16 protein-coding genes are annotated in these 23,720 nt (G+C 52.1%); 6 read left to right on the top strand and 10 right to left on the bottom strand.

Features of this window, described 5'->3' with window-relative positions; translation table 11 throughout:
• Positions 1 to 690 precede the first annotated feature (690 nt).
• The 4 genes from VF639_RS20315 to VF639_RS20300 all read left to right on the top strand — a co-directional run bounded on the left by VF639_RS20315 (position 691) and on the right by VF639_RS20300 (position 10,875).
• A complete protein-coding gene (locus tag VF639_RS20315) occupies positions 691 to 3,984 on the top strand; it encodes a SusC/RagA family TonB-linked outer membrane protein (RefSeq protein WP_331147771.1) in 3,294 nt (1,097 codons plus the stop codon).
• A gap of 15 nt (positions 3,985 to 3,999) precedes the next feature.
• Complete coding sequence (locus tag VF639_RS20310) at positions 4,000 to 5,676, top strand: SusD/RagB family nutrient-binding outer membrane lipoprotein (RefSeq protein WP_331147770.1); 1,677 nt, start codon at positions 4,000 to 4,002, stop codon at positions 5,674 to 5,676.
• 439 nt (positions 5,677 to 6,115) lie between these two features.
• Positions 6,116 to 9,430 (top strand): SusC/RagA family TonB-linked outer membrane protein, encoded by a 3,315-nt coding sequence (locus VF639_RS20305; protein WP_331147769.1) that lies wholly within the window; start codon positions 6,116 to 6,118, stop codon positions 9,428 to 9,430.
• Between the two features lie 11 nt (positions 9,431 to 9,441).
• Positions 9,442 to 10,875 carry a SusD/RagB family nutrient-binding outer membrane lipoprotein gene (locus tag VF639_RS20300; protein ID WP_331147768.1) on the top strand — a complete coding sequence of 478 codons (1,434 nt, stop codon included), beginning with the start codon at positions 9,442 to 9,444 and terminating at the stop codon, positions 10,873 to 10,875.
• An 87-nt stretch (positions 10,876 to 10,962) separates the two neighbouring features.
• Here the strand turns inward: VF639_RS20300 and prfB are convergent.
• From prfB to VF639_RS20260, 8 genes are all read right to left on the bottom strand, one after another.
• A protein-coding gene (prfB, locus tag VF639_RS20295) for a peptide chain release factor 2 (RefSeq protein WP_331147767.1) occupies positions 10,963 to 12,040 on the bottom strand; the annotation gives its coding sequence in 2 pieces (ribosomal slippage) (positions 10,963 to 11,988 and positions 11,990 to 12,040; 1,077 coding nt in all).
• Positions 12,041 to 12,237: 197 nt separating this feature from the next.
• The gene (locus VF639_RS20290) at positions 12,238 to 13,302 is read right to left on the bottom strand and encodes a branched-chain amino acid aminotransferase (RefSeq protein ID WP_331147766.1); all 1,065 of its coding nucleotides are present in this window, start codon (positions 13,300 to 13,302) and stop codon (positions 12,238 to 12,240) included.
• Between the two features lie 170 nt (positions 13,303 to 13,472).
• On the bottom strand, positions 13,473 to 14,021 hold the full coding sequence (locus VF639_RS20285) for a cob(I)yrinic acid a,c-diamide adenosyltransferase (protein ID WP_331147765.1): 549 nt from the start codon (positions 14,019 to 14,021) through the stop codon (positions 13,473 to 13,475).
• A gap of 194 nt (positions 14,022 to 14,215) precedes the next feature.
• On the bottom strand, positions 14,216 to 14,944 hold the full coding sequence (locus VF639_RS20280; RefSeq protein ID WP_331147764.1) for an ABC transporter ATP-binding protein: 729 nt from the start codon (positions 14,942 to 14,944) through the stop codon (positions 14,216 to 14,218).
• 11 nt (positions 14,945 to 14,955) lie between these two features.
• Positions 14,956 to 18,018 carry a tetratricopeptide repeat protein gene (locus VF639_RS20275; protein WP_331147763.1) on the bottom strand — a complete coding sequence of 1,021 codons (3,063 nt, stop codon included), beginning with the start codon at positions 18,016 to 18,018 and terminating at the stop codon, positions 14,956 to 14,958.
• A gap of 6 nt (positions 18,019 to 18,024) precedes the next feature.
• On the bottom strand, positions 18,025 to 18,312 hold the full coding sequence (gene gatC / locus VF639_RS20270) for an Asp-tRNA(Asn)/Glu-tRNA(Gln) amidotransferase subunit GatC (RefSeq protein WP_331147762.1): 288 nt from the start codon (positions 18,310 to 18,312) through the stop codon (positions 18,025 to 18,027).
• 26 nt (positions 18,313 to 18,338) lie between these two features.
• Positions 18,339 to 19,190, bottom strand: coding sequence for a lysophospholipid acyltransferase family protein (locus tag VF639_RS20265; protein WP_331147761.1), 852 nt, complete (start codon positions 19,188 to 19,190; stop codon positions 18,339 to 18,341).
• Between the two features lie 321 nt (positions 19,191 to 19,511).
• Positions 19,512 to 20,093, bottom strand: a complete 582-nt coding sequence (locus VF639_RS20260) for an NUDIX hydrolase (RefSeq protein WP_331147760.1) — start codon at positions 20,091 to 20,093, stop codon at positions 19,512 to 19,514.
• Positions 20,094 to 20,669: 576 nt separating this feature from the next.
• Between VF639_RS20260 and VF639_RS20255 the strand changes: the two genes are divergently transcribed.
• A complete protein-coding gene (locus tag VF639_RS20255; protein ID WP_331147759.1) occupies positions 20,670 to 20,912 on the top strand; it encodes a hypothetical protein in 243 nt (80 codons plus the stop codon).
• 111 nt (positions 20,913 to 21,023) lie between these two features.
• Positions 21,024 to 21,599, top strand: a complete 576-nt coding sequence (locus VF639_RS20250; RefSeq protein WP_331147758.1) for a ribonuclease HII — start codon at positions 21,024 to 21,026, stop codon at positions 21,597 to 21,599.
• 87 nt (positions 21,600 to 21,686) lie between these two features.
• On the opposite strand, the gene VF639_RS20245 is transcribed toward VF639_RS20250, so the two are convergent.
• The gene (locus VF639_RS20245) at positions 21,687 to 22,112 is read right to left on the bottom strand and encodes a response regulator (RefSeq protein ID WP_331147757.1); all 426 of its coding nucleotides are present in this window, start codon (positions 22,110 to 22,112) and stop codon (positions 21,687 to 21,689) included.
• A 68-nt stretch (positions 22,113 to 22,180) separates the two neighbouring features.
• Positions 22,181 to 23,716 (bottom strand): sensor histidine kinase, encoded by a 1,536-nt coding sequence (locus VF639_RS20240; RefSeq protein WP_331147756.1) that lies wholly within the window; start codon positions 23,714 to 23,716, stop codon positions 22,181 to 22,183.
• Positions 23,717 to 23,720 lie beyond the last annotated feature (4 nt).

Here is a 23,720-nt window from a genome sequence, read left to right as displayed (position 1 = left end):
TATTCCTAGCTCACGAGCCGCACGAGGCGGCAAACCAGCTTTTCATTGACGGTATAGCCCTGCGGGCGCAGGTAGTCGCCCGTGTACAGCATGTGTCCTTAAAGGTATGGCATGTTAAAATCCTCCTCGAGCAGGCGCATGAGTTCCAGATGCAAGGTGCTTCTGCTAGGGTCCTGGTTTGATAAACTTCAAGGCAGTGCCACTCTCCATTTCAACTGCTATTTAATCAGCGACTTTACCAAAAAGATAAAGCCGTTTGAACACTCCGTTGTGGGTCTACACTTTAGAACTGGTAGTAAAAAGTGACGCCAGCTTTCATTGTAGCGGGATAATACTTTTATCGTAGTCACTGTATAAACATGTTACATAGCATAAAACAGCTAGCGCATACTGGAATAGGACCACTCTTTGATGCCGGAGCGACCGGGTGAGAAATAGCACATTCAGTGATTGAGTTAGACAAAAATTTATGTAAATATTTTAAGATATCTACATAAATTTTTTTATGTATTAGATCCCATGGCCTTATATGAAGCACGGAACTGCCAACAAGATTTGGGTAGGTGCCACGCAGTAAAAATAATCTGGCTGACGAAGATAGGATTTAGTGTGGAGGCGAAAGATTTATTCGTTAAGTTTGGGATAAACTTTCTTCATTAATTCACTTTCACTCACCAATTAGTTGCTTTTATGAGAAAACTTCTCTTGAGCGCGCTTTTAGTGTCACCCGTCCTGGTGCAGCAGGCGGCCGCACAGAATCGCAATATTACGGGTCGTGTAACTGACTCGGCAACTGGCCAAGGCCTTCCTGGTGTAACAGTCCTTGCTAAAGGAACCACTATTGGAGCTTCTACCAATGCTGATGGCTCTTACTCGTTGAGCGTTCCGGCTACGGCTACTACACTTACGTTCAGCTTCATTGGTTACACTACGCTTGAGCGACCTATCGGTGACGCTTCAGCTCTCAATGTTGCTCTTGCTACTGACACTAAGCAGCTTGGTGAGGTAGTAGTAACTAGCGCCCTTGGTATTCAGCGCCAGTCAGGTCAGGTAGGTTATGCTACTGCTACTCTTGATACGAAAGAAATTAACCAAGCGCGTGTAACTAACGTGACTAACGGTTTGGCTGGCAAGGTTTCGGGTCTGCAAATCCAGACCATTGGCGCAGGTATCAACCCACAGGTGCGCGTCACTCTGCGTGGTAACCGCTCTCTTACCGGTAACAATGAAGCGCTTATCGTTATTGATGGCAACATCTCGACCAACGACGCACTCTTAGCTCTGAATGCCGACGATGTGGCCAGTATCACGGTTCTGAAAGGTGCCAACGCCGCCGCCCTTTATGGTTCGCAGGCCTCGAACGGTGCTATGATTATCACTACGAAGAAAGGTAGCACTACGTCGCAGGTTACGTTCTCACAGACTTCGCAATTTGAGTCCGTGTCGTTCCTGCCGAAATTTCAAGACCAGTTTGGTCTGGGTGCGACCACTTGGGCTGGAACTCGGCCGGCATTCACCGATGACCCCTTAGAGCCGGACGTCAACGAAGATACGCAGTATAATAGCTTTGAAAACCAGCAGTACGGCCCGCGTTTCGACGGAACAGTGCGTGTACTAGGCAACGTGCTATCTGCCACACCAGGTGATGTGCAGTCAATGCCATACATTGCCCGCCCTGATGAGAAGCGCAAATTCTTCGAAACAGGTTATCAGATGCAGAACGGGGTAACGTTCTCCGGCGGCGACGAGAAGACCAAATACTACGCTTCGTATCAGAACGTACATAACAATGGCATCATCCCTAAGGATAAGTTTGACCGCAACACGTTTCGTATCAATGCTTCGCACGAGTTCAACCGTCTGACAGTTGGTACCAATATTTCGTACACCCTACAGCGCGTTGACGCCACGTCGAACCTGACCCGTGACGAGACGGCATACTGGAACTGGTTTAACACGGGCGTACAGGTACCGCTCACGTCTTATAAGGACTGGCAGAACAACCGGTTCGCCTCGCCTGATGGCTACTACAATAACTTCTACCACAACCCCTACTACATTATTGACAACAACCGCACGAACGACAAGCGCAACACGCTCATCGGTAGTGTTGACCTAACGTACAAGCTTACTGACTGGCTGCGTGCGCAATATCGTATTGGCATAACGAACATCGATCAGTCGAGCTTGCAGTTCCAGAACAAGCTCACACTGAGTAAATTCATCACCGACAACACGTATAAGACCTACCAGCCGGGTGGTTTTGTGCGCGACATTGCCAGCAATCAGAATCGCATCAACTCAGATGCTTTCTTGAGCTTTGACAAAACATTCAGCGACGTTTCAGTGCAGGCCATCCTGGGCAACAATGTGCAGCAGTTTAGCTCGGAGTACCGTAACGTACAATCAACCGGTTTGGCGGCTTCGGGGGCAAACAACGGTCCGGCTCTGTACAACCTGTCGAACCGTGTGGGTAACCTGATAGGCGCTGACGCTAGTGCTAAAGCGCGTTCGTATGCCTTCTACCTCGACGCTACGGTTGGTTACAAAGACTTTGTATTCGTGCACGGCTCGGGCCGCTACGACAACGTTTCGACTCTGAACAATGATAACCGCAGCTTCTTCTATCCGGCCGTTGATGCATCCCTCATCCTTACCAATGCCATTCCGACGCTGAAAGAAGTGTCGTTCCTCGACTATGCTAAGGTTCGCGGCGGTATAACCAAAGTAAGCCAGATCAACCTGGGCGGTACTACCTCTGGGGCTTACAACAGCACAATTGGGGTGTACGCTCCCTTTGGTGCTTATGCCCTGCAGCCTACCTTCGGTTTGGGTACGGGTTATCCCTTTGGAGCAACTGCTTCCTACACAGCTGGTGATAACTTGGTGAACCCTGCTCTATCACCTGAGACTACGCTTTCGTACGAAACTGGTGTGGAACTGAGCTTCCTACAACGCCGTGTATCGGCGGCGGCCACTTATTATAAGCAGAACAGCACTGACCAAACGCTTTCGACGAGCATTTCGCGCGCTACGGGTTCGGCCACGAACCTGATTAACGCGGGCGAGGTGCAAAATTCCGGGATTGAGCTCGATCTTAACCTAACCCCCATTAGCCAGGCAAACGGCTTTACCTGGACGGTAGGTGGTAACTTCAACTACAACGCTAACAAAGTTATTTCGCTGCCCGATGGGCTAACGCAGTTGGCGCTGACCACAGGTGGCAACGCTCAATTATATGCCATTCCCGGCCAGCCCTTCCCGATATTGCGTGGTTCTTACTACAGTCGCACAACCGATGGCACTAATCGTGTTATCATGACTCCGGTCAGAAACACATATGACCGGACTGACTTAACGCAATACTACCAGCCGGTAAAAGCCGCTGACCTGACAACGTTGGGTTCGGGTAACACGCAGCCTAAGTACAAATATGGCTTCAACACCTCGTTTAGCTACAAAGGCATTACATTGGCTGGACAGGGGGAACTTCGTACGGGCTATGTCGTGTATAACTCAATAGGAGAGGACCTCGACTTCACTGGCAATGGTGCCCGTAGCGTGACCTATGACCGTCAAAATTTCGTGTATCCCAACTCGGCGATTCCACAAACGGATGCTGCCGGAAATGTGACTTACGTACCCAACACGAGCGGACTGACGCCTGGTGGCTATGAGTTTTGGGCTACCGCAAACACCAACTATTCGGTGGCCGAGAACTACGTTACCTCTGGTAGGTTCTTCAAGATTCGTGAGTTGTCGTTGAGCTATACGTTGCCCACTGCCCTATTGAGCAAAGTGGGTTTTGTGAAAGGAGCTTCCATCAATCTCTTCGGCCGTAACCTTTATACGTGGGTGCCCAAGGAGAACATCTACACCGACCCGGAATTCAGTTTCACAAACGGCAACGCCATCGGCATCAACTCCAATCTGAACACGCCGCCGACCAAGTTTTACGGGGCAACGCTGAACGTATCTCTCTAAGCAGTTCACACCTACATGAAAACCTTATCTAGAATTTTATTTGCAGCAGCACTGCTGAGTACTGCCACCGGGTGCGACGATTTTCTCGACATCAATCAGAACCCAAACGCTTTCACGCCCGAGTCGGTGACGCCGGACGTAGTGCTGGCTCAGGCACTCAACACTACGGCCTCTCTTTATACTGGCGGTGTTGGTGGCGCTACTAACGCGCAGAACTTCAACAGCTACTCTAGTTGGGCAGCCGGTTATTGGACCAAGACCAATACGATCAACGGCTATACCGAGGAGCAAACGTTTAACTACACGACGTCGTTCTACGCGAACCTTTTCAATCTCACGTACGACAATCTGAATGATTACAACATCATTCAGATTAACGGGGCGGCTGCTTACCCCAATCACGCCGCTATTGCGCGCATTATGAAGGCCTACGACTTCTTACTGCTAGTGGACCAGTACGGGGACATTCCGTATACGCAGGCATTGTTGGGCGCTACTAACGTCACACCGACTTACGATAAGGCCCAAGATATTTACAAAGACCTGTTGGTACAGCTGACAGGTGCTATTGCAGATATCACGGCTACTCCTTCAAATGCACGCACAGTAGGGGCTGAAGACATTGTGTTCGGTGGTGACATGACTAGGTGGAAGCAATTTGCTAACAGCTTGAAGCTACGCATTCTGCTACGCGAGTCACAAACTGGCAATGCGGCTATCGATGCGGATGTTCGGACGCAGCTACAGGCCCTGCAGACTGCTGCTGATGGCTTTATCACCACAGATGTGGTGGCGCAGCCAGGCTATTCTCAGAACCTGAACCAGCAAAACCCGCTGTATAACCGGTACGCCTACACCCAAGCTGGTGTGGGAGCAACAGAGCGCAACTACCAAATTCCAACTCAGTACATCCTCGACCAGTACCGGACCAACAACGATCCACGTCTGTCGCAGTTGTATACAATGGGGTCAACCCTGGCAGTTGCCGGCGGTATGCCAACATCAGGCTATATCGGTGGGGTACTGGGTGAAGGAACACCTCCCGCTACCGGAGCTGCTACAGTGAACACGCGCCAAGCCTCGCGCTTCCGCGGGCAGGAAACTACTACCCCTGGCACTGCAACTCCCGGTGGTATTTTCAAAGGGTTCAACCAAGCTACGCCACTTATGCTGCTTTCAGAGCATTTGTTCAATAAAGCTGAAGCTGAAACCCGAGGCCTCTTTACTGGTGGTAATGCGGCTGCGAAAGTTGATTTCAACAACGGCATATTGGCTTCCTTCCTGTACTTCTACCGTACGGCCGCCGCCGCTCCTGCTGCCATCCCAGCCGACGTAACGACCTCGGCTCTGGCCGGTGTTTCGCAGTACAATACGTTCATTGCTACTACCGCGCCTGGTGGAAGCAATGCTGCCAACCAATTGGTAAATTTCGACGTTGCGGCTACGAATGGGGCCCTTGGAAAGCAGCCGATCATCATCTACCAGAAGTACTTGGCTATGAATTCAATTGCCAGCACAGAGGCTTGGGATGACTTCCGCCGCACTGGTTTGCCGAAAATTCCGCTTTCACCTCAGGCTACCAAGTTCGCTACGCGTCTGCTTTATCCGCTGAGCGAAGCCAGCACCAACTCAGCTAACGTTCCTCAAGGCGTTGACCAGTTTACAAAGATTTTCTGGGACGTAGTAGACTAAGCTATTTCACAAAGGATCTGTTGTGTCTCATCCGCTGGTTGTTGACAGCAATAAGAAAAAGCCCCGCTGGAAGATCCGAGCGGGGCTTTTTCTTATTGCTGTCAACAACCAGTCGGACGGGGGCAACTTGTTACGCTTTTTTCTAAGCGTTAATCCGGTCTGATATTATAATCATAACTGCAATAAAGTATAACTTTTTTACATAAATATGATAGTTTCTTCTGGAAAAAATACTCAATGAAAAAGGGTTCTTTGTATATCTTGTAGTAGTGCATTAGTTAGAAAATGTTGATTTATAATTCATTAACGGCCATTCTTGAAATTTTTTTTTATAATTTTTCTTTTCATCATTTATGCGTCAAAGCTAAGATTGTAAAAAAACTCTTCTTTACTTGCAATCTTGACAGTAAACATTTGTTGAACTCTTACTCACTTCACTATGAGAAAACTTCTCCTAAGTGCGCTTTTAGCCGCGCCTGTCCTGATGCAGCAGGCGGCGGCACAGAATCGCAACATTACAGGCCGTGTAACCGACACAGCAACTGGCCAAGGGCTTCCTGGTGTAACTGTACTCGTTAAGGGTACCTCTGTAGGGGCTTCCACTAATGCTGACGGCTCCTATTCGTTAAGTGTTCCGGCAAACGCAACAACTATCACATTTAGCTTCATTGGCTACACAAGCATTGAGCGGCCGATTGGAACCGGATCGAGCATTGATGTAGGTCTAGGTGCTGATACCAAACAACTGAGCGAGGTAGTTGTAACCGCATTAGGCGTTGAAAGAACACGCAATTCGCTGCCTTTCTCAGCTACCCAAATAGAAGGAGAGAGTATCACAGTAGCTCGTAACCCCAATGCTGTAAACGGCTTGGCAGGTAAAGTAGCAGGCTTGAATATTCAGCAGAGTAATGGTCTAGGTAGTTCTTCGAATGTTGTTATTCGAGGTACTAAATCCCTGTTTGGCAATAACCAAGCATTGTTTGTAGTAGATGGTGTGCCAATCAGTAACGCCAATACCAACACAGCTACTCAAGCAACCGGAGCCGGAGGCTATGACTATGGCAATGCTGCCGCCGATATCAATCCGGATGATATTGCTTCAACCACGGTATTGAAGGGAGCTGCAGCTACAGCATTGTATGGTGAGAGGGCAGCTAACGGCGTAATTCTCATCACCACCAAAAAAGGGAGAAAAGGGTTAGGTGTTACTATAAACACAGGTGCTACGGTAGGTCGTATCGACAAAAGCACATTCATCAAGCATCAAACGCGCTATGGTGCTGGCTACGGACAGTACTATGAAGACCCCACTGGTTACTTCCTGTATCGCGACATTCAAGGCAACGGAACTGAAGAATTAGTAGCTCCTATGTCTGAGGATGCCTCCTATGGGGCTGCTTTCGATCCAAGCTTACTAGTTTATCAGTGGGATTCTTTTGATCCAACTTCGTCTAACTACCAAAAAGCTACTCCCTGGATTGCCGCCAAAAATGGTGCCGATACCTTTTTTGAGACGGCCTCTACGGTAAACAACAGCGTCATAATTGACGGAGGTAACGACAATGGTTATTTCAAGTTAGGCTACAATCGCGTAGACGATACGGGAGTATTAGCGAACAGTAAAATCACCAAAAACATTGTCAATTTCGCTGGCTCTCTTAACCTGACGCCTCGCCTTACTACCAGTGCCTCTATCAACTATACCAATGTGAAAGGACTTGGGCGATATGGTACTGGCTATGGAGATGGTAATGTTATAACCAACTTCCGGCAGTGGTGGCAGACAAACGTTGATTTGAAAGAGCAAAAGGCTGCTTATGAGCGCAACATTGGCCGCGGTTACCATGCCACTTTCAATTACGCTGATCCAGATATCTTGACTCCTATTTACTGGAACAACCCTTATTGGGTGCGCGAACAGAACTACGAAACAGATTCCCGCGACCGGTATTTTGGTAACGTAGCAGCCACTTATAAATTCGCTGACTGGTTTAATGTATTAGGTCGTGTAACACTTGATACGTATAGTGAACTACAGGAAGAGCGTATTGCAGTTGGGAGCGTAGGCGTATCGGAGTACTCTCGGTTTAACCGTAGTTCTAAAGAAGCCAACTTTGATTTGATTGGTAACTTTTCAGCAACTATTGCCAGTACGGTTTCTTTCAAAGGATTATTAGGTACCAACCTTCGGCGGCAGGCATTCAGTAGTATTCGGGCCACAACCAACAATGGCCTTGCTGTGCCTGGATTATATGCACTCTCCAATACGGTTGACCCGCTGCAACCTCCGTTGGAAAGCGAGCAGAAGGTTGGAGTGGATGGTATTTTTGCTAGTACCACTTTTGGTTTGCGCGATATGTTGTTTCTCGACCTTACGGTTCGTCGAGACAAGTCTACGACACTGTTGCAGTCCAATAATGCTTTCTATTATCCTTCGGCTGCTTTGAGTCTTGCCTTTTCCGAATTAACGAAGGAAAGTGCCCCTTGGCTATCGTATGGTAAGGCACTGATCAACTACGCGGAAGTAGGACAAGGCGCTCCAGTTCAAAGCATATTCGACTATTACAGCAAGCCAACTGGTTTTGGTTCGGTTCCGTTGTTCAGCTTACCGAATATCAAGAACAACCAAGATCTGGTACCTGAGCGTACTAAAAGCATAGAGGCCGGTGTAGAACTTGCTTTTCTTAATAGTCGCGTTGGGTTGAATGCTACTGTTTATCAGCAGAATACGATCGACCAGATAATACCTCTTAACATCTCAACTGCCTCTGGTTATAGCCAGCGGTATGTAAACTCAGGAGAGGTGCGTAACCGGGGAATAGAATTGGCAGGATACGTAACGCCCGTTAAGAATGATAACATCACTTGGACGGTAAATGCTAACTGGTATAAAAACCGCAACGAAATCCTGTCGTTACTTGGCGAGCTCGACAACATCGTGTTGGCCTCGTATCAAGGCGGAGTGACGTCTAATGCTACAGTAGGACAAGCTTTCGGTGTATTACGCGGCTCCACCTACCAGTACGCTGACAACGGCGATAAAATTCTGAATGTAACTAAGAACACAGCCGGCCTGCCCACCGCGGCTTATTATGCGCAATCGGCTACTGCCAACGAAGTGATTGGAGATCCAAACCCCGATTGGAAGGCAGGTATCGCTAATACTATCACATACAAGGGCTTGTCATTGTACTTCCTGATCGACATCCGTAAAGGAGGCGACGTGTTTTCGCTTGACCGCTACTACGGCCTCGCTACGGGCATGACGGCGGAAACAGCTGGCGACAACGAATTGGGGAATCCCACCCGGAGCCCTATTGTACGTAATTCAGATGGTTCTTATGCACCTACTTCAGGGGGAGTTATTCTACCCGGAGTTTATGCAGCTGGTACCGTACTCAATGGACAGGACGTTTCAGGCCAGCCTAACACTGTTCGGACCAGCAATACCAACTATGGTTTGTATGGTTACTTGCGCAACCCTAATTCAACTTTCATCTATGATGCCAGCTTTGTGAAGCTGCGTGAGGTGTCCTTGTCCTATTCTTTGCCAACGGGTTTGGTTAGCCGGATAGGCGGGGTCAAAGGAATCGACTTCTCAATCATTGGCCGCAACTTGTGGTTGATTCACAAGAATTTGCCTGATGCTGATCCAGAAGATGCATTGAGCTCTGGCAACTTAGGTCAAGGTTATTCTTCGGGTGCCTTCCCGACTACGCGCAGCTTAGGTGCTAACATTCGCTTCCGGTTTTAAGAAATATTACCATGAAAAAGACCCTTCTTTTCTGCTCAACGGCCTTGTTCCTGGCAACGTCGTGCGTGGATAGCCTAGACGACTACAACGTAGATCCTAAGAGTGCTACCGCAGTACCAGGGGTAACCTTGGTATCGAACGCCGAACGTAGCTTGGCCCGCACAGTTACAAGCTCAAGCGTTAATCTCAATATCTTTAGGTTGTTTGTTCAGTATTGGGGCCAAACCACCTATTTTGATGAAAGCATCTACAATATCACAACGCGTCCTATTCCTGGTAGCTTCTGGACTGCTCTATACCGCGATGTATTAGCAGATCTGCGGGAAGCTAAAAAGATCATCACCGTTGACCCGCTTATCTCGGAAGCGGTGCGAACCAACCAGCTGGCAATCACGGAAGTTCTGGAAGTGTACGCATGGGCAACGCTGGTAGATACTTTTGGGAATATCCCTTACACGCAAGCGTTGGATTTCAACAACTCGCAGCCAGCATACGATGATGCGGCCACAGTTTACAATGACCTTGTCACGCGCCTTAATACTGCTATTGGGCAGTTGAATGAAAGCGCTGGAAGTGGCTCTTTTGAAAGCGGCGACTTATACTATGGAGGTGATATTGCAGCGTGGAAGAAGTTTGCTAATTCCCTTAAGCTGCGAATGGCCCTCACCCTTGCCGATGTAGATGCAACGAAAGCAAAGTTGCTAGCTGAGCAAGCAGCTCCTAACGTGTTCACTAGCAATGATGACAACGCTCAACTAGTCTTTTTGTCTACTGCTCCCAATACCAATCCGGTGTGGGAAGATTTAGTGCAAAGCGGCCGTTACGATTTTGTTGGGGCAAGCACATTCATCAACCGGCTTAACACGCTGAATGATCCACGGCGCAACGATTACTTCAAGCTCGCTGCTAATGGTACCTATCGAGGTGGCGCATATGGCACGAACAACAACTATGCTTCGTTCTCAGCTCCTGGTGATAAATTGGAAGATCCAACCCTGCCAGGAGTTCTGCTTTCGTACACGGAAGTTGAGTTCCTGCTGGCAGAGGCAGTTGAGCGTGGTTTTGCTGTTAGTGAAACTGCTGCCTCTCATTATGATAATGCAGTTGCAGCCTCCATTGAGCAATGGGGTGGTACTACAACTGAAGCGGCTACTTATTTGGCTCAACCATCAGTGGCTTACGCAACAGCTGGAACCTCATACAAGCAGAAGATAGGTAACCAGAAGTGGATTGCGCTGTACGGCCAACCGGTAGAATCTTGGAAGGAATATCGTCGTTTAGACTCTCCAACCCTGACAGCACCATCCGGGGCATTGAGCGCATTGCCTCTTCGCCTTATCTATCCAGTTATCGAGCAAAACCTTAATAAATCGAATTACAATACTGCCTCATCTGCTATCGGGGGAGATGTTGTGACAACGAAGATATTCTGGGACAAATTCTAGTGTCTTTCAGAATAGCGTAAAACAAAAAAGCTGTCGAAATCGACAGCTTTTTTGTTTTACGCTATTCTGAAAGACGTATTGGGTTCCTCAACTCTGCATCAGAAACCCCTTGATGTACTCGTCCAAATCGCCATCCAGCACGTTCTGCACGTCGGTGCGCTCGATGCTGGTGCGCAGGTCTTTGACGAGCTTGTAAGGGTGGAGCACGTAGTTGCGGATCTGGGAGCCGAAGTCGATGCGCTTCTTGGTGGCTTCCACCTTATCCCGCTCGGCGTGGCGCTTGTCCATCTCGATTTGATAGAGGCGCGACTTGAGCATGCGCAGGGCGTGTTCCTTGTTCATGAGCTGGCTGCGCTCGATCTGCACGGCGATGATGATGCCGGAAGGAGCGTGGGTGAGGCGCACGGCCGTCTCTACCTTGTTTACGTTCTGACCACCGGCTCCACCCGCTCGAAACGTGTCCCAACTGATATCAGCCGGGTTGATTTCGATGTTGATGGTGTCATCAATCACGGGGTAAGCAAACACCGAGGCGAAGGAAGTATGGCGCCGGCCGCTACTGTCGAAGGGCGAGATGCGCACTAGGCGGTGCACTCCAATTTCGCTTTTGAGGTAGCCATAGGCGAAGTCGCCGTCGATTTCCAAGGAAGCGGATTTGATCCCGGCACCATCGCCGGGCTGGTAGCTGATTTGGCGCACGCCGAAACCATGACTTTCCGCCCACATGATGTACATGCGCATGAGCATTTCGGCCCAATCCTGGCTTTCGGTGCCACCGGCACCCGGATTGATGTCGATGATGGCCGAGAGTTGGTCTTCTTCGTCGGAGAGCATGCGCTTGAACTCCAACTGCTCTATTTTCTTGAGGGTGGCATCGTAGTCGGCTTGCATCTCCGCTTCGGATACGTCGCCTTCCTTGTAGAAGTCGAATAGCACCTCCGTATCGGCTACGGCTTGCTGCACGGCCTCATAGTCGTCGGTCCAGGTTTTAACGGCTTTGATTTCGCGCAGGATGGTTTCTGCAGCCTTAGAGTCGTCCCAAAAGCCGGGTGCGGTGGTTTGCTCTTCGGTGGCTACTACTTGCGCTTTACGGGTATCGTAGTCAAAGGTACCTCCTCAGGGCCTCGGCGCGGCCCTTCAATTCCTTTACCTGATCTTGGGTCATCGGGAATATAGTATGCGTGAATGGGTATGAGAAAAACAAAGGTAGCCGGAATGGCGGCTTGAGCGGGAAACGTCGGCCTCTGGCGCTTATTTCCAATGGAAAAGGACTTCTTACGACTGGTTCAACGCCCTCATCCGAGGAACGCGACACTAGCCTCAAGAAGTCCTTTTTGCGAACAGAATGCCCTTACTTCAGTTTTACACCGCTACCATCCAATTGTGGGTGTCGGGCACTTGGCCGGTGCGAATGGCATGGAGGGCGGCAGTTGCCCGGGCCGCAAAGCTGTCGGTGCCCGGAGTGGGTAGCTCGTAGTCGTGGCCCTGGTAGCCGATAACGGCGATGGGTGCAATGGTAGCGGCAGTACCCACGCCGAAGGCTTCCTGTAGTTTGCCAGCGGCCAAGGCCTCCATAAGCTCTACGGCTGAAACTTTGCGCTCCTCCACCGGCATACCCCAATCATGGGCTAGCTGAAGTACGCTGCGGCGCGTTACACCGTCGAGGATGGAGGTGCTCAAGGCCGGAGTTATTACTTTGCCATCGACCACAAAAATGGCGTTCATTGTGCCCGACTCCTCCACGTAGCGGTGCTCGGAGGCATCGGTCCAGATAAGTTGGTTGTAGCCTTCTTCTTGCGCTAGCTTAGTGGGATACATGGCCGCGCCATAATTACCCGCATTCTTGGCATAGCCGGCGCCGCCTTCCGCTGAGCGCACGTAACGCTCCTCGAAGCGCACCCGCAGCGGCTTGTTGTAATATAAGCCAACCGGACAAGTGAAGATGACAAGGCGGTAGGTATTGGAGGGACGCACGCCGATGAAGCCATCGGTGGCGAACATGAACGGGCGGATATAGAGGGCGCTGCCAGGCGCATCAGGAACCCACGCACCATCGAGCCGGATCAGCTGGCTGAGACCCTGCATAAATAGCTCCTCGGGTACCAGCGGCATGCACATGCGCTCGGCCGAGGCGTTGAGGCGGCGAAGGTTGTCGTAGGGCCGGAAAAGGGCTATGTCGCCGTCGGGGTTCTTGTAGGCTTTCATGCCCTCGAAGATGGCTTGGCCGTAGTGCAGCGCCGAGTTGGCGGGGCTCACGGGCATATCACCGTAAGGCAAAATTTGCGCGTCTTGCCACTCTCCGTCGCGGTAATCCACCACAAACATGTGGTCGGAAAAGGTTTTGCCGAACTCAAGGCGTTCGGGGTCCAGCTGTTGCAGGCGTGAGGCCGTGGTGCGCTGAGTCCGGATGGTGAGGGTGTCGAGCATGAAAATAGAGGAAAAGAGTAGGGATGGGGAGTTAGGGTAGAAGGGAGCGGAGTACTTTCGAATGCTACCAGCGATATGATTGAAACGAGCCAACGAAGGTTCTCGTTTCCAGTTTCTGTTTATCGTTCAGCTAGTGCGAACGTACAGAACAGAAATCATAAAGCAACACCTTACATCCGGGGCAGCCAAGTTACTTCTTCGGCGCCTAGGTCGTGGGCCATCTGGCGGCTGAGAACGAACAGATAATCAGACAAGCGGTTCAAGTACATTACCACTAGGTCGGCCACAAACGAGTCTTCTCGCAGGTGAATAACTAGCCGCTCGGCGCGGCGGCATACGCACCGGGCCACGTGCGCAAATGACACCGATTGGTGGCCTCCTGGTAGCACAAACACCCGTAATTCCGGGAGTTGCGCGTTCATGCGGTCCATTTCCTCTTCCAGCAAGGTTACGTCGGTAGCATGCAGGTCCGGTATTTTCATCTTCGACTTCTCCGGGTCAGAAGCCAGTGAAGAGCCGATAGTAAACAGGCGGTCCTGAATCTCCTTGAGTAAGTTGCGGCGCGTGGCATTCACGTCTTGGTCGCGCAGCAACCCGATGTAGGAGTTCAACTCGTCTACCGTGCCGTAGCAGTCGATGCGCAGGCTGGATTTGGGTACCCGCGTGCCGCCGATGAGAGAGGTGAGGCCTTGGTCGCCGGTTTTGGTGTAAATCTTCATGAAGGATGGGGTAGCGCTACTGCCGCTGGCATAACGCTGAATTGCAAGCTTGTGCCTGCGACTGTAAGTGAACCGTAGTGCCAACAAAGAAAAGACCTTTTTGTCGGCAGTGTGCTACATAAATGAAGTTAACACACCAACAACAAAAAGGTCTTTTCTACGCCAGAAAGACGAGCAACTTATAGCTAATCCTTCTAGAGCTGCTTGGCGGCTTGCTCGTGGTGAAGCGCCACGTCAGTGTTCACCTGATCGGACTCGACGAGGCCGTCACGCAGACGCACAATGCGGTGTGCATAGCGGGCAATATCCTCTTCGTGCGTTACCATGATAATGGTATTGCCCTTAGCATACAGGGCCTCGAAAAGGTCCATGATTTCGTAGCTGGTCTTGGAGTCGAGGTTACCTGTAGGTTCGTCGGCCAGGATGATGCTAGGGTCGTTGACGAGGGCGCGGGCAATGGCTACGCGCTGGCGCTGACCACCCGATAACTCGTTGGGGCGGTGCTTGGCGCGGGTATCGAGCCCTACGCTCCGCAGGGCTTGCATAGCCTTTTCCTCCCGGTCGGGCTTGTTGTAGCCGGCATAGATCAGCGGCAGCGCCACGTTGTCGAGCGAGGTAGCGCGGGGCAGCAGGTTGAACGTCTGAAAGACGAACCCAATTTCCTTGTTGCGTACATCGGCCAGCTGGTTGTCGCTCATGCGGCTGACGTCCTTGCCGTTGAGGATGTAGTTGCCGCTAGTAGGAGTGTCCAGACAGCCAACAATATTCATTAAAGTTGATTTGCCAGAGCCTGAGGGACCCATGAAGGCAACGTACTCACCACGTTGGATAGTGATAGTAACAGAGCGTAAAGCATGAATTTCCTCAGTGCCCATCCGATACATCTTAGAGATGTCGTGGGTTTCGATAACGGGGTGCAGCATAGCCGGCCGGGTTAGTTCCAGGGAGCGACCACCGAGTCCTGAGATGCGCGGCGGGCGTCATATGTGGTACGAAAGGTAGCGTATTCGATGGGTGAAAGCAATGTGCGCAACTTGCTCAGGGAGGTTGCAGCGTACTCTGTTAACCCCATCGGAATAGCAGCTAACGTATATGCCTTTAACACCGAAATAGACTCAGGGTTATATTCTGCTGCACTTTGCAAAGTAGAATAGGCCGTTTGATAGTCGAGTTGCTTGGTAAAGAAGTCGGCAGCGGCTAGTATGCCGGCCTCTTCAAACGGCGCTTCGCGTACAAGTTGTGCGAATAGCTGCCGAGCTTGCTTTGGCTGGTTTTCCAGAACTGCCGCCGCCGCCTGATAGTAAAGCCGCTTAGGCTTGTCAGAGGGTGCAAAAAAGCCATTTACAGTTAGCTGGCGCAGTTCTGTAGCTTTTTTCTGACGTAACAGAAGTTCGCCCCGCACCACATTCCAGGCAGACGTAACCGGACTCTTCTGCAACTCGCTCTGAGGGGTAAAACGTGTTAGCGTTTCTTGAACTGCGGCCAGTTGACCGGCTTTCAGAGCACGTGGCAGCTGCGCCAGCAAGGCCACTTCGCGGTAGCGAGGATTGGTCAGCTTAACGGCATATGACAGTAAACCTTCCGGATAGAATGAGTTGCCGCGCAGCACAATAAATTGTGTTTTTACGGAATCTGAGGCACTTGCATATTCTGAATTAAAATTTAGCGTTAGTACTTGTTGCAAGGATTTTGCAGGCAGATGCAAGCTCGAATCAAGTCCCTGAAGCACCGTTCGTGCCACGGCGTGGGCCGAATCCAACTGCTCATTCAGGGCCAAAGCATATGCCTGGTTTAAGCGAGCTTCTGAATACCCGTTGCCGCCTGCTTCGGCAAGGCGGGCGGCGGCTGAGCTGTAGGCGCGCTGCTCAAGTAGCCATAAGCCCTGTACGTTTTGATAGTAGGCCGCGCTAGGAGTGGCGCCAACAGCGAGTGGGAGCAGAGTGGTTTGGGCGGTTACTGCTCGGCCGCCGTAATGCTGCACAAGCGCCTTCAGGAAGGTCAGCTGCTCGAAGTAGGCACTATTGCTTGGCCGTTGCGCGAGTTTGGTAAGGATATTTACGGAGCTGGTATCCTGCAACTGCGCCTGACGCAAGGTGGCATGGTAAAGCCGGGTAAACTCTGGTACACTTAGGTTGGCTGCCACATCAGGTGTCGGCACAGGTATAGGTTGGGTGCCGGAAGGGTAAAGCTGGTGTAGCAGCAACACGTTGCTTTGCCAAGCGGCATCAGAAGTATTGCTTTCTTCTTGTACCAGCTTTTGTGCTTGTTGAAACTGCCCGAGCTGCAGTAAATAAGCCAGTTGATTAGCCCGGACGACAGGACTGGCGGGCGCTACCGCTTCGGCCCTGTTTTGATACCACACCACCGAATCGGTGAGCGTGGAGCGGGTGTACAGTTGGGCGAGGTCGTTGTTGAGGCTGGCGCTGGCTGGCGTGCTTTTCAAGCCCTCACGCAGGGCGGCCAGGCGGTCGAAGAAGTCGGTAGGCTCGTTGTAAAGAGCGGCCAAGCGCAAGGATACTTTCTCGGAGGGGCGGCGGCTAAGGGCACGGCGCAGAATGTTGATTTCGTTTTGGCGTTGGAGCCGGTAGCGGTACAGCGCGGCGCGGCCGAGGCTGGCTTTGTGGTTGTGCTGGTCCAGCACGTCGCTTTCAGCGTAGTAGCGCTCTGCCAGCAAGGCCAAGGCATCGCCTTTGGGGTCTAGCTCGCTTTGCAGGCGGGTTAGGTCGCCGAGGTTGTTATAGTAGCCGGCTTGAACTTGGTGCAGGGTCTCGAAGTTGTATCGAAACTCCAAAGCTGCCAAGCCCGCTATAGTTAGCACGTACACCGCGTACAAGGGCAGGCGGCGCGGCTCGTACACCACGCGGTACACGCGCAGCCGCTGCCGGATAAGGGTGCCGAAGTTGACTAGTACGTACAGCAGAAATGCTGCTCCGCCAAGCAGTAGCGCCAAGGCGGTAAACTGGCGCGCAGCCAACAGCAACGGATCATTAGCGGTAGCAAAGGCATAGCCAAGGAACCCGGCTGCCAGCACCACAAAAATCAGATACAGATGCGCTGCCGCAGGCCAATAAGGCAACGCCTCGCCATAAGAAGTTGCCCGGCGCTGCAAGCCCAACCACCCAATCACGACGGCCGGGAGCAGCAGCGCCAGCGGGTCGAACCGCACGCCGGGCAGTATCAATAGTTCCCCGCCGTTCCATAAGTACATAGCCAGAATACCTAAATACAGCACACTGGACGCTACAAAAGGCAACAACCCAAAGCGGCTGGCAGGATTCTCAGCTTGCGTGTTGAACCAGAGCAGCCCCTGAATATTCTCGAAGGCCACCCACAACACCAGCAAGCCCACGACCACAGCCCCGCCAAGCGTAGCAAAGCTGGTTAGGTGCAGCGCCGTCTCGTCCAACGAGAGGTTGGTGCGAGTTAGCAGCAACACACTCAAGCCCGCAACCAGCACCGCAAAAACAAGCAAACGGAAACCCAATGGCACCTCCGTCCAAAAGGCATGAAACGCGTAGGCTGGCAGCCCAAGCGCCGCCAGTGTCAAGATTAGAAAGTACTGCTCCTGCGAGTTGAAAACACCCAACAAGTCGGCATTTAGCGACATCAGCAGGAAAATCAATCCTGCCATTCCTGCCACAAAAGCGGGCCGCTCCAAAGTGCTGACCACGGCCAAAAAAGCTGCCAGCGCCGCCGCGAATAAACCTAGCAGGGCCCATGCCGCCTCCGGACGGACGTAAGGTCCCACCATGTCGTGGGTTTGGGTGAGTAGGTAGCTGTTTACCCGGAGGGGCAACTCGGCAAGTCCTACGCGTACCGCTGCTAATACCGTGGGTACGGGCTTGAGCTGCGCTACCGCCTGCACGGGCAAGGCGGCATCATCGCCGGTGAAATAATGGTAGATGGCTAGAACAATAGCCCCAACAGCCAGCCCTAACAGGCCTAGCAAAAACGGATTGCGCCAGGTGGCGGCGCGCGAAACAGAAGGAGTGGGCACTAGCAGTTATTCCAGCACTTTAGGTACGCGGAAATAATCCGAATCCTTACGCGGAGCATTGCGCAAGCCGTCTTGGTGGCTCACCGTATTCTGCGCTTCGTCGGGCCGCAGGACGTTAATTTCATGCGACAGATGGATCAGCGGTTCTACATTGGTCGTGTCGAGCTGGCGCAGCTGGTCCACCCAATCCAAAATTTCGTTGAGAGCCCCTAGCATCTGCTGCTCTTTGGATTCGTCGAGTTCGAGGCGGGAAAGGTGCGCTAGCTGGCGGAGGGTGGCAAGGTCAGTACTCAAGGCAATGAAGAATTAGAAATGAGGAATTAGGAATTGGGCAGAGCCAATTCCGAGTTTTCTGGTGAAGGTGCTGCAGCTTGCCTTGCGGGGGGCTGCGGCTTGGGCTGACGCCACGAGCTAGGCGCCGGAATACCCGCTGCATCAGGCCGGAAGGCGCTGGCGATAATAGCACAAGCACGCTGCTTGAGAGCGGGCGCATCAGCATTTGTGAGACCGACCGTGGAAATGGGCTCGTGCAAGATGATTTGCAATGGCGAGTAGCGGACGCGCAAGCCCTCAACGTCTGGCATGAAGCGGTGGTTCAGGGTCATGGTAATTGGTACCAAAGGCACGCCCGCCGTAATAGCCAGCTGAAAAGCGCCATCCTTGAATTCACCTAACTGCTCGCCTGGTTTCTTCGAGATAGAGCCTTCTGGAAAGATGATCACCGGCCGGCCAGCTTCCAGCGAGCGACGCGCCTGCACCATGGCCCGGCCCCGGCTCATGGCATTATGCCGATCCACAACAATATACGCCCGCCCGAAAATAGGGCCCCACACGGGTACTCTGGCCAGTGAGCTTTTGCCCATGATGTTCAGCCAGCCTGGAATAGCCTTGAAGAGCAGCGGAATATCAATGTAGGAGCTGTGGTTTGCTACGTACACACAGGGCTGGCCAGCAGGTAGCTGGTTTTTTTTTACCACATCCACGGGCATACCCCACATCCAGATAAACAGCTGGCTCCAACCTCGGTTGAGGCTATGCAGGTGTCGGTGCCATCGTGGCTGCCGGCTTAGTGCCCACTGCACCGGATACGTAACAACAAACGGCGTCACAAACCAGAAGGTCGCCCAAGTGGTGTAGAGACGATGGCCAATGTAGCGCAAGAGGTGCCGCATATAGCAAAGTTAGGAAGTTGTCTGACGTTGTTTGGAAAGAACGCTCCACTGAACGAATTCACAAGGTGGAAACGCCAAAGTGAACAGAAGATGTACCACGAAGCACCGGCAAAAGCCTTTGGCCTATAGAAGCTATGCAGAAAGTCCACTAAGTGGCTATCCAACTAGGAATTGTCATTCCGACGCAGGAGGAATCTGGGTATACTCGTTTAATGGGCACACTCAGATTCCTCCTGCGTCGGAATGACAATTCCTAGTTGGATAGGTTCTGAATACTTCCTGTTGCCGACATGACGTTCGAGCAACTTCCTGGTCGATTCCTTATTCGTTTGCCCGACTGGCCAACACCTTTTCCGCTTTCAATAGGCCCGCTACACTTATTGCATCTGTAATCCGACTATCCATTACCATCTGTACCGCTTCGGTTAGCGGGAGCTTCCAGATCCGCAGGTCTTCGGTTTCTTCTGGTTCTACTTCACCGTGTTCCAAGTCTTCGGCCAGGAATACAAAGCCTTCCTCATCGGTTACGGAATTGGAAGTGTGCAGGCGAGCAATATTGGTCCAGCGCCGGGCCAAAAGGCCGGTTTCTTCACGTAACTCGCGTTGCGCTGATTCCAGTATGTCTAGCTCGACGGGGCCGCCGCCCATCGGTATTTCCCAACTGTATTCGCTAAGGGTATAGCGGTATTGGCCTACCAACCAAGTGTTGCCCTCGGCATCGACTGGCACAATGCCCAAAGCTTTGTTTTTCATGGTTACAACGCCGTAAATACCACGGCCACCCCCCGGGTTCACTACCTGGTCTTCGCGGACGCTAATCCAAGGATTATGATATTTTACTTCGGTGCTCAAGACCTGCCAAGGATTATGGTTTTCGTCTAGTTGCGGTTTGGAAGATGCCATAGTAGGATGATCGGAAGATTGAAATTACCACCAAAGGTAAGGCCATACTGTGTTTTTAGCGTCTATCGGGCAGAATAGCTAGTTGACCGGGTAAATCGACCAATTGACCAAAAAAGTGTAGATAACCGGTTGAGAGTAAGTAGTTTTGTCATACTCAATTATAGCGCGGGTGGGTATTTGTGGAAAGGAAGGCTTCGCTCGCGCCGCGTCGGAATGGTCCTAGGAGTAGGGTGGATGATTTTTATGATCATCCGACGCAATTATATTAAAGGGGCTGTTGCGTTGGAAGGCGGCAGCCCCTTTTATTTTTTTCCTGGCTCCGTTGCGCATGCTGCACACCTTGAGCTTGAGGCCATCCTTTGTTGGTGTTGCTCACAACCTGTAGATTGGTTGCCGGGTTAACCGTTGAAAGGCATTTTTGAGAAGTGCTGAGCCTGTAGAATTGCTTTCACGGCATTTTTTGACGACAAGGGAAGGTAGCTCAACCCTAGGACAAGATTCTGCATCAACCTCTCGGTCGCGCCGCCGTACCAAGCAAGAGTCCACCGTTCACATTCCGGTTGGCGTCATTTGTCTATGGCTAATAAGTCGAAAAACCAGGAAAACCAGCCGCAACCTGGCGACCCTTTATTCAATCTTAAACACGCCCAAGCTGAATCCGAGCTGAGCGCTAATACGGGTGGTCTTGGCCCCGTTAGCAATGAATACGTCACGAGCGACGAAGATGATGAAATAGACGAGGGACCACGCGACAAGCAAGGTTTGCGCCGCGGTGAGAGTTCTCCTGTCACGGGCTCTGCGGCCGGTAGCCACAAATAGCGCCCGATAGTTTTAAGTAAGACCAAGTTCAGGAAAAGGCACTTCCGGCCGCTACGGTCCCCGGAGGTGCCTTTTTCACTTATTGGCTGCTGGCTCCCGTACCTTTGTAGTATGTTACTCGCCTCCCACACTGGCCACCCGCTGGAAGCTGGCCTCGACGAAGCCGGCCGGGGCTGCCTAGCCGGACCAGTTTTCGCCGCTGCCGTTATCCTGCCCCCCGATTTCAACCCCAAGTACCTCAACGACTCCAAGCAACTGAGTGCCCGCCGCCGCACGGCCCTACGCACCGATATCTGTCGTGATGCTGTGGCTTGGGCAGTGGCCGAAGCCTCGCCCGATGAGATTTCCGCGCTCAATATTGCGCAGGCGAGCTACCTAGCAATGCACCGTGCGGTGGCAGCGCTTGCAGTGACCCCCGTTCACTTAGCCGTCGACGGCAACCGTTTCCGGCCATACACTGGCGTGGAGCACACCTGCCTCATCAAGGGCGATGCGCGCTACCGCCATATTGCGGCGGCGTCTATACTAGCCAAAACCTTCCGCGACGAGCGAATGGCAGAATTGGCCGAACTGCATCCAGAATACGGTTGGGAACAAAACGCCGGCTACCCGACACTACAGCACCGCGCCGCCATTCGTACCCACGGTACTACCGGGCACCACCGGATGGGATTCAGGCTGCTATGAATAACAACTTTGAGGTTTAACCTACTCATACTAGCGGAGCCAGCTGCTTCGGCAGCGCTTCTGCATGATGGACTTTTGCGCATCGCTTTATTCCTTCATCATCAATAGGTCCAGGAATAAGCTAAAGCCGTCGACGGTGGTGCCGCCCTCGCCGAAGGTATCGAAGTTCAAGGGTTTGATGATGTAACCGCTGACCGCTAGGTTTTTGGCTTTGAGGCGGTCGGTATCCAGGTCGGAGGTGGTCATGATGAACACATTGAGGCCCACAAATTCGGGGTCGGAGCGGAGTTGCTCTAGTAGCTCGAGGCCATTCATGCGGGGCATGTTGATGTCGAGCATCACGACGCGGGGTAGCTCTATTTTTTCTTGGCCACCTTCGCCACGCAACATATTGAGTGCTTCACGGCCATTGCGGGCAATGTGCAGGGGCAGGTCAATGTTATTTTTGCGCAATTCGCGCTGCACGTTCATGATGTCCATCTGGTCGTCTTCGACCAAAAGAATATTAGGCATAGCAGGTGTCGGTTAGATGAGTAAGAGCATAAACTAGCCTTTGGGCTACCGACCTATACGGCTGACACCTAATTTAGTGTTGAAATTGTGCTATTAACTCGGCTTTCTAACACTACTCGCTTTTGCCGGGGCCATGTGAACCGGAAGGTTGCTCCTTCACCTTCTTTCGATTCTACTTGGATAGAACCTCCCTGGCGTTCCACTATTTTCTTGACAATAGCTAAGCCTACGCCCGTACTTTCCAAGGTGTCGCGCTCCGTGAGGGTCTGGAAAATAACGAAGATCCGCTCATGGTATTCGGGGTCGATGCCGGGCCCGTCGTCCGTTACCGAGAACGTATAAAATTGTGGGTCTTCGCTACAGGCAATGTACACGGTGCCCGATTCAGGATGGTCGTGGTATTTGGCGGCGTTGCTGATGAGGTTGGTGAATACTTGCTGCAACTGCACCCGGTTGGTGATCAAGGTAGGCAGATAGAATGGCAGCTCCACTTTAAAGCCCTCCGGCAGATTCACGGAGTCGATAATCTCGCGTAGTAGCTGGCGCACGAATACCGGCTCATCGGCCTGAGGTGAGCGGCCTACGCGGGCCAGATCCAGAATGCCGATAATGAGCTGCTCCATGCGTTTCACCCGCGCCCGCATCAACACCAGAAATTCCTGGATGTGCGGGGGAGTGTCCTGCCCCATGTCTTCCTCAATCCAGCGGGAAGCGCTTTCGATGCCACGTAGCGGCGCCTTCAAGTCGTGCGATACAACGTAAGCAAACTGGTCGAGCTCCTGGTTGCGGCGTTCCAGCTGCGTAATGTTGCTGTCGATGGTCATGGCCATTTGGTTGAGCGATGCGGCCAGCTCACTTAGCTCGTCGCCTTCCGTATCACGCAGGTTGGTGCGGTATTTTCCGGCGGCGATGCGCGAGGAAAGCGAGACCATGGTTTGGATGCGGTGCCCAATGAGCCGGATAATGTAAGTTGCCCACAGTAGCCCAAGCAAAATAGCTAGCAGCGTGATGCCCACCGAAATAAAACGGGTTTCAGTGATGCTTTCCTGTAGTCGGGTGCTTTGTTTGGCGCGCTGCTTGCGCTCTTCCTGGTCGAAGCCGGCAAACAGCACCCGAATCTGGTCCATAAGAAGCTTGCCCTCCAGGCTTTCGGCCAGCTTGCGATGCTCCACGCCCTGCAGCCCTTCTTGGGTGGCTGACCGGCGTTGGGCTTCCCGTTTCTCGCTGATAAGCAGGTACGAATAGTTAAGCCACTCCCGAAACATTTTCTGCGCCCGCACGATGCGCGCGTGCTGCGGGCTCTCAGGATCTAGCTCGCTAAGTAGCTGGTTGAAGTTGCGCAGCAAGTACCGCTCGCCCTGGTGATAAGGTTCTAGTACTTCCTCTTTACCGATGAGCAAGTAGCCCCGGAACCCAGTTTCCATGTCCACAATGTTGCGCATGAGCAAGGACGCATCGACGAAGATGCGCTGCGACGCCTGCACCTGTCGGGCGTTGCGCAGCACTTTGCGCGAGAGCTGGTAATTAACCACTACCACCCCCACAAACAGCAACAAGACAACTAGAAAGCCAGCAAAGAGTTTGGTGGAAAGCTTCAGCTTCATGCGG

The sequence above is a fragment of the Hymenobacter sp. genome (assembly GCF_036387835.1).
In the GTDB taxonomy this organism is placed as follows: domain Bacteria; phylum Bacteroidota; class Bacteroidia; order Cytophagales; family Hymenobacteraceae; genus Hymenobacter.
Note: the sequence above shows the minus strand (reverse complement) of the source record. Positions and strands in the feature narration are given on the sequence as shown.

Excerpts from the sequence above, each read along its gene's own strand:
- VF639_RS20315 (WP_331147771.1), top strand. The coding sequence starts at position 691 with ATGAGAAAACTTCTCTTGAGCGCGCTTTTAGTGTCACCCGTCCTGGTG.
- VF639_RS20310 (WP_331147770.1), top strand. The coding sequence starts at position 4,000 with ATGAAAACCTTATCTAGAATTTTATTTGCAGCAGCACTGCTGAGTACT.
- VF639_RS20305 (WP_331147769.1), top strand. The coding sequence starts at position 6,116 with ATGAGAAAACTTCTCCTAAGTGCGCTTTTAGCCGCGCCTGTCCTGATG.
- VF639_RS20300 (WP_331147768.1), top strand. The coding sequence starts at position 9,442 with ATGAAAAAGACCCTTCTTTTCTGCTCAACGGCCTTGTTCCTGGCAACG.
- VF639_RS20290 (WP_331147766.1), bottom strand. The coding sequence starts at position 13,302 with ATGCTCGACACCCTCACCATCCGGACTCAGCGCACCACGGCCTCACGC.
- VF639_RS20285 (WP_331147765.1), bottom strand. The coding sequence starts at position 14,021 with ATGAAGATTTACACCAAAACCGGCGACCAAGGCCTCACCTCTCTCATC.
- VF639_RS20280 (WP_331147764.1), bottom strand. The coding sequence starts at position 14,944 with ATGCTGCACCCCGTTATCGAAACCCACGACATCTCTAAGATGTATCGG.
- VF639_RS20265 (WP_331147761.1), bottom strand. The coding sequence starts at position 19,190 with ATGCGGCACCTCTTGCGCTACATTGGCCATCGTCTCTACACCACTTGG.
- VF639_RS20260 (WP_331147760.1), bottom strand. The coding sequence starts at position 20,093 with ATGGCATCTTCCAAACCGCAACTAGACGAAAACCATAATCCTTGGCAG.
- VF639_RS20255 (WP_331147759.1), top strand. The coding sequence starts at position 20,670 with ATGGCTAATAAGTCGAAAAACCAGGAAAACCAGCCGCAACCTGGCGAC.
- VF639_RS20250 (WP_331147758.1), top strand. The coding sequence starts at position 21,024 with ATGTTACTCGCCTCCCACACTGGCCACCCGCTGGAAGCTGGCCTCGAC.
- VF639_RS20245 (WP_331147757.1), bottom strand. The coding sequence starts at position 22,112 with ATGCCTAATATTCTTTTGGTCGAAGACGACCAGATGGACATCATGAAC.
- VF639_RS20240 (WP_331147756.1), bottom strand. The coding sequence starts at position 23,716 with ATGAAGCTGAAGCTTTCCACCAAACTCTTTGCTGGCTTTCTAGTTGTC.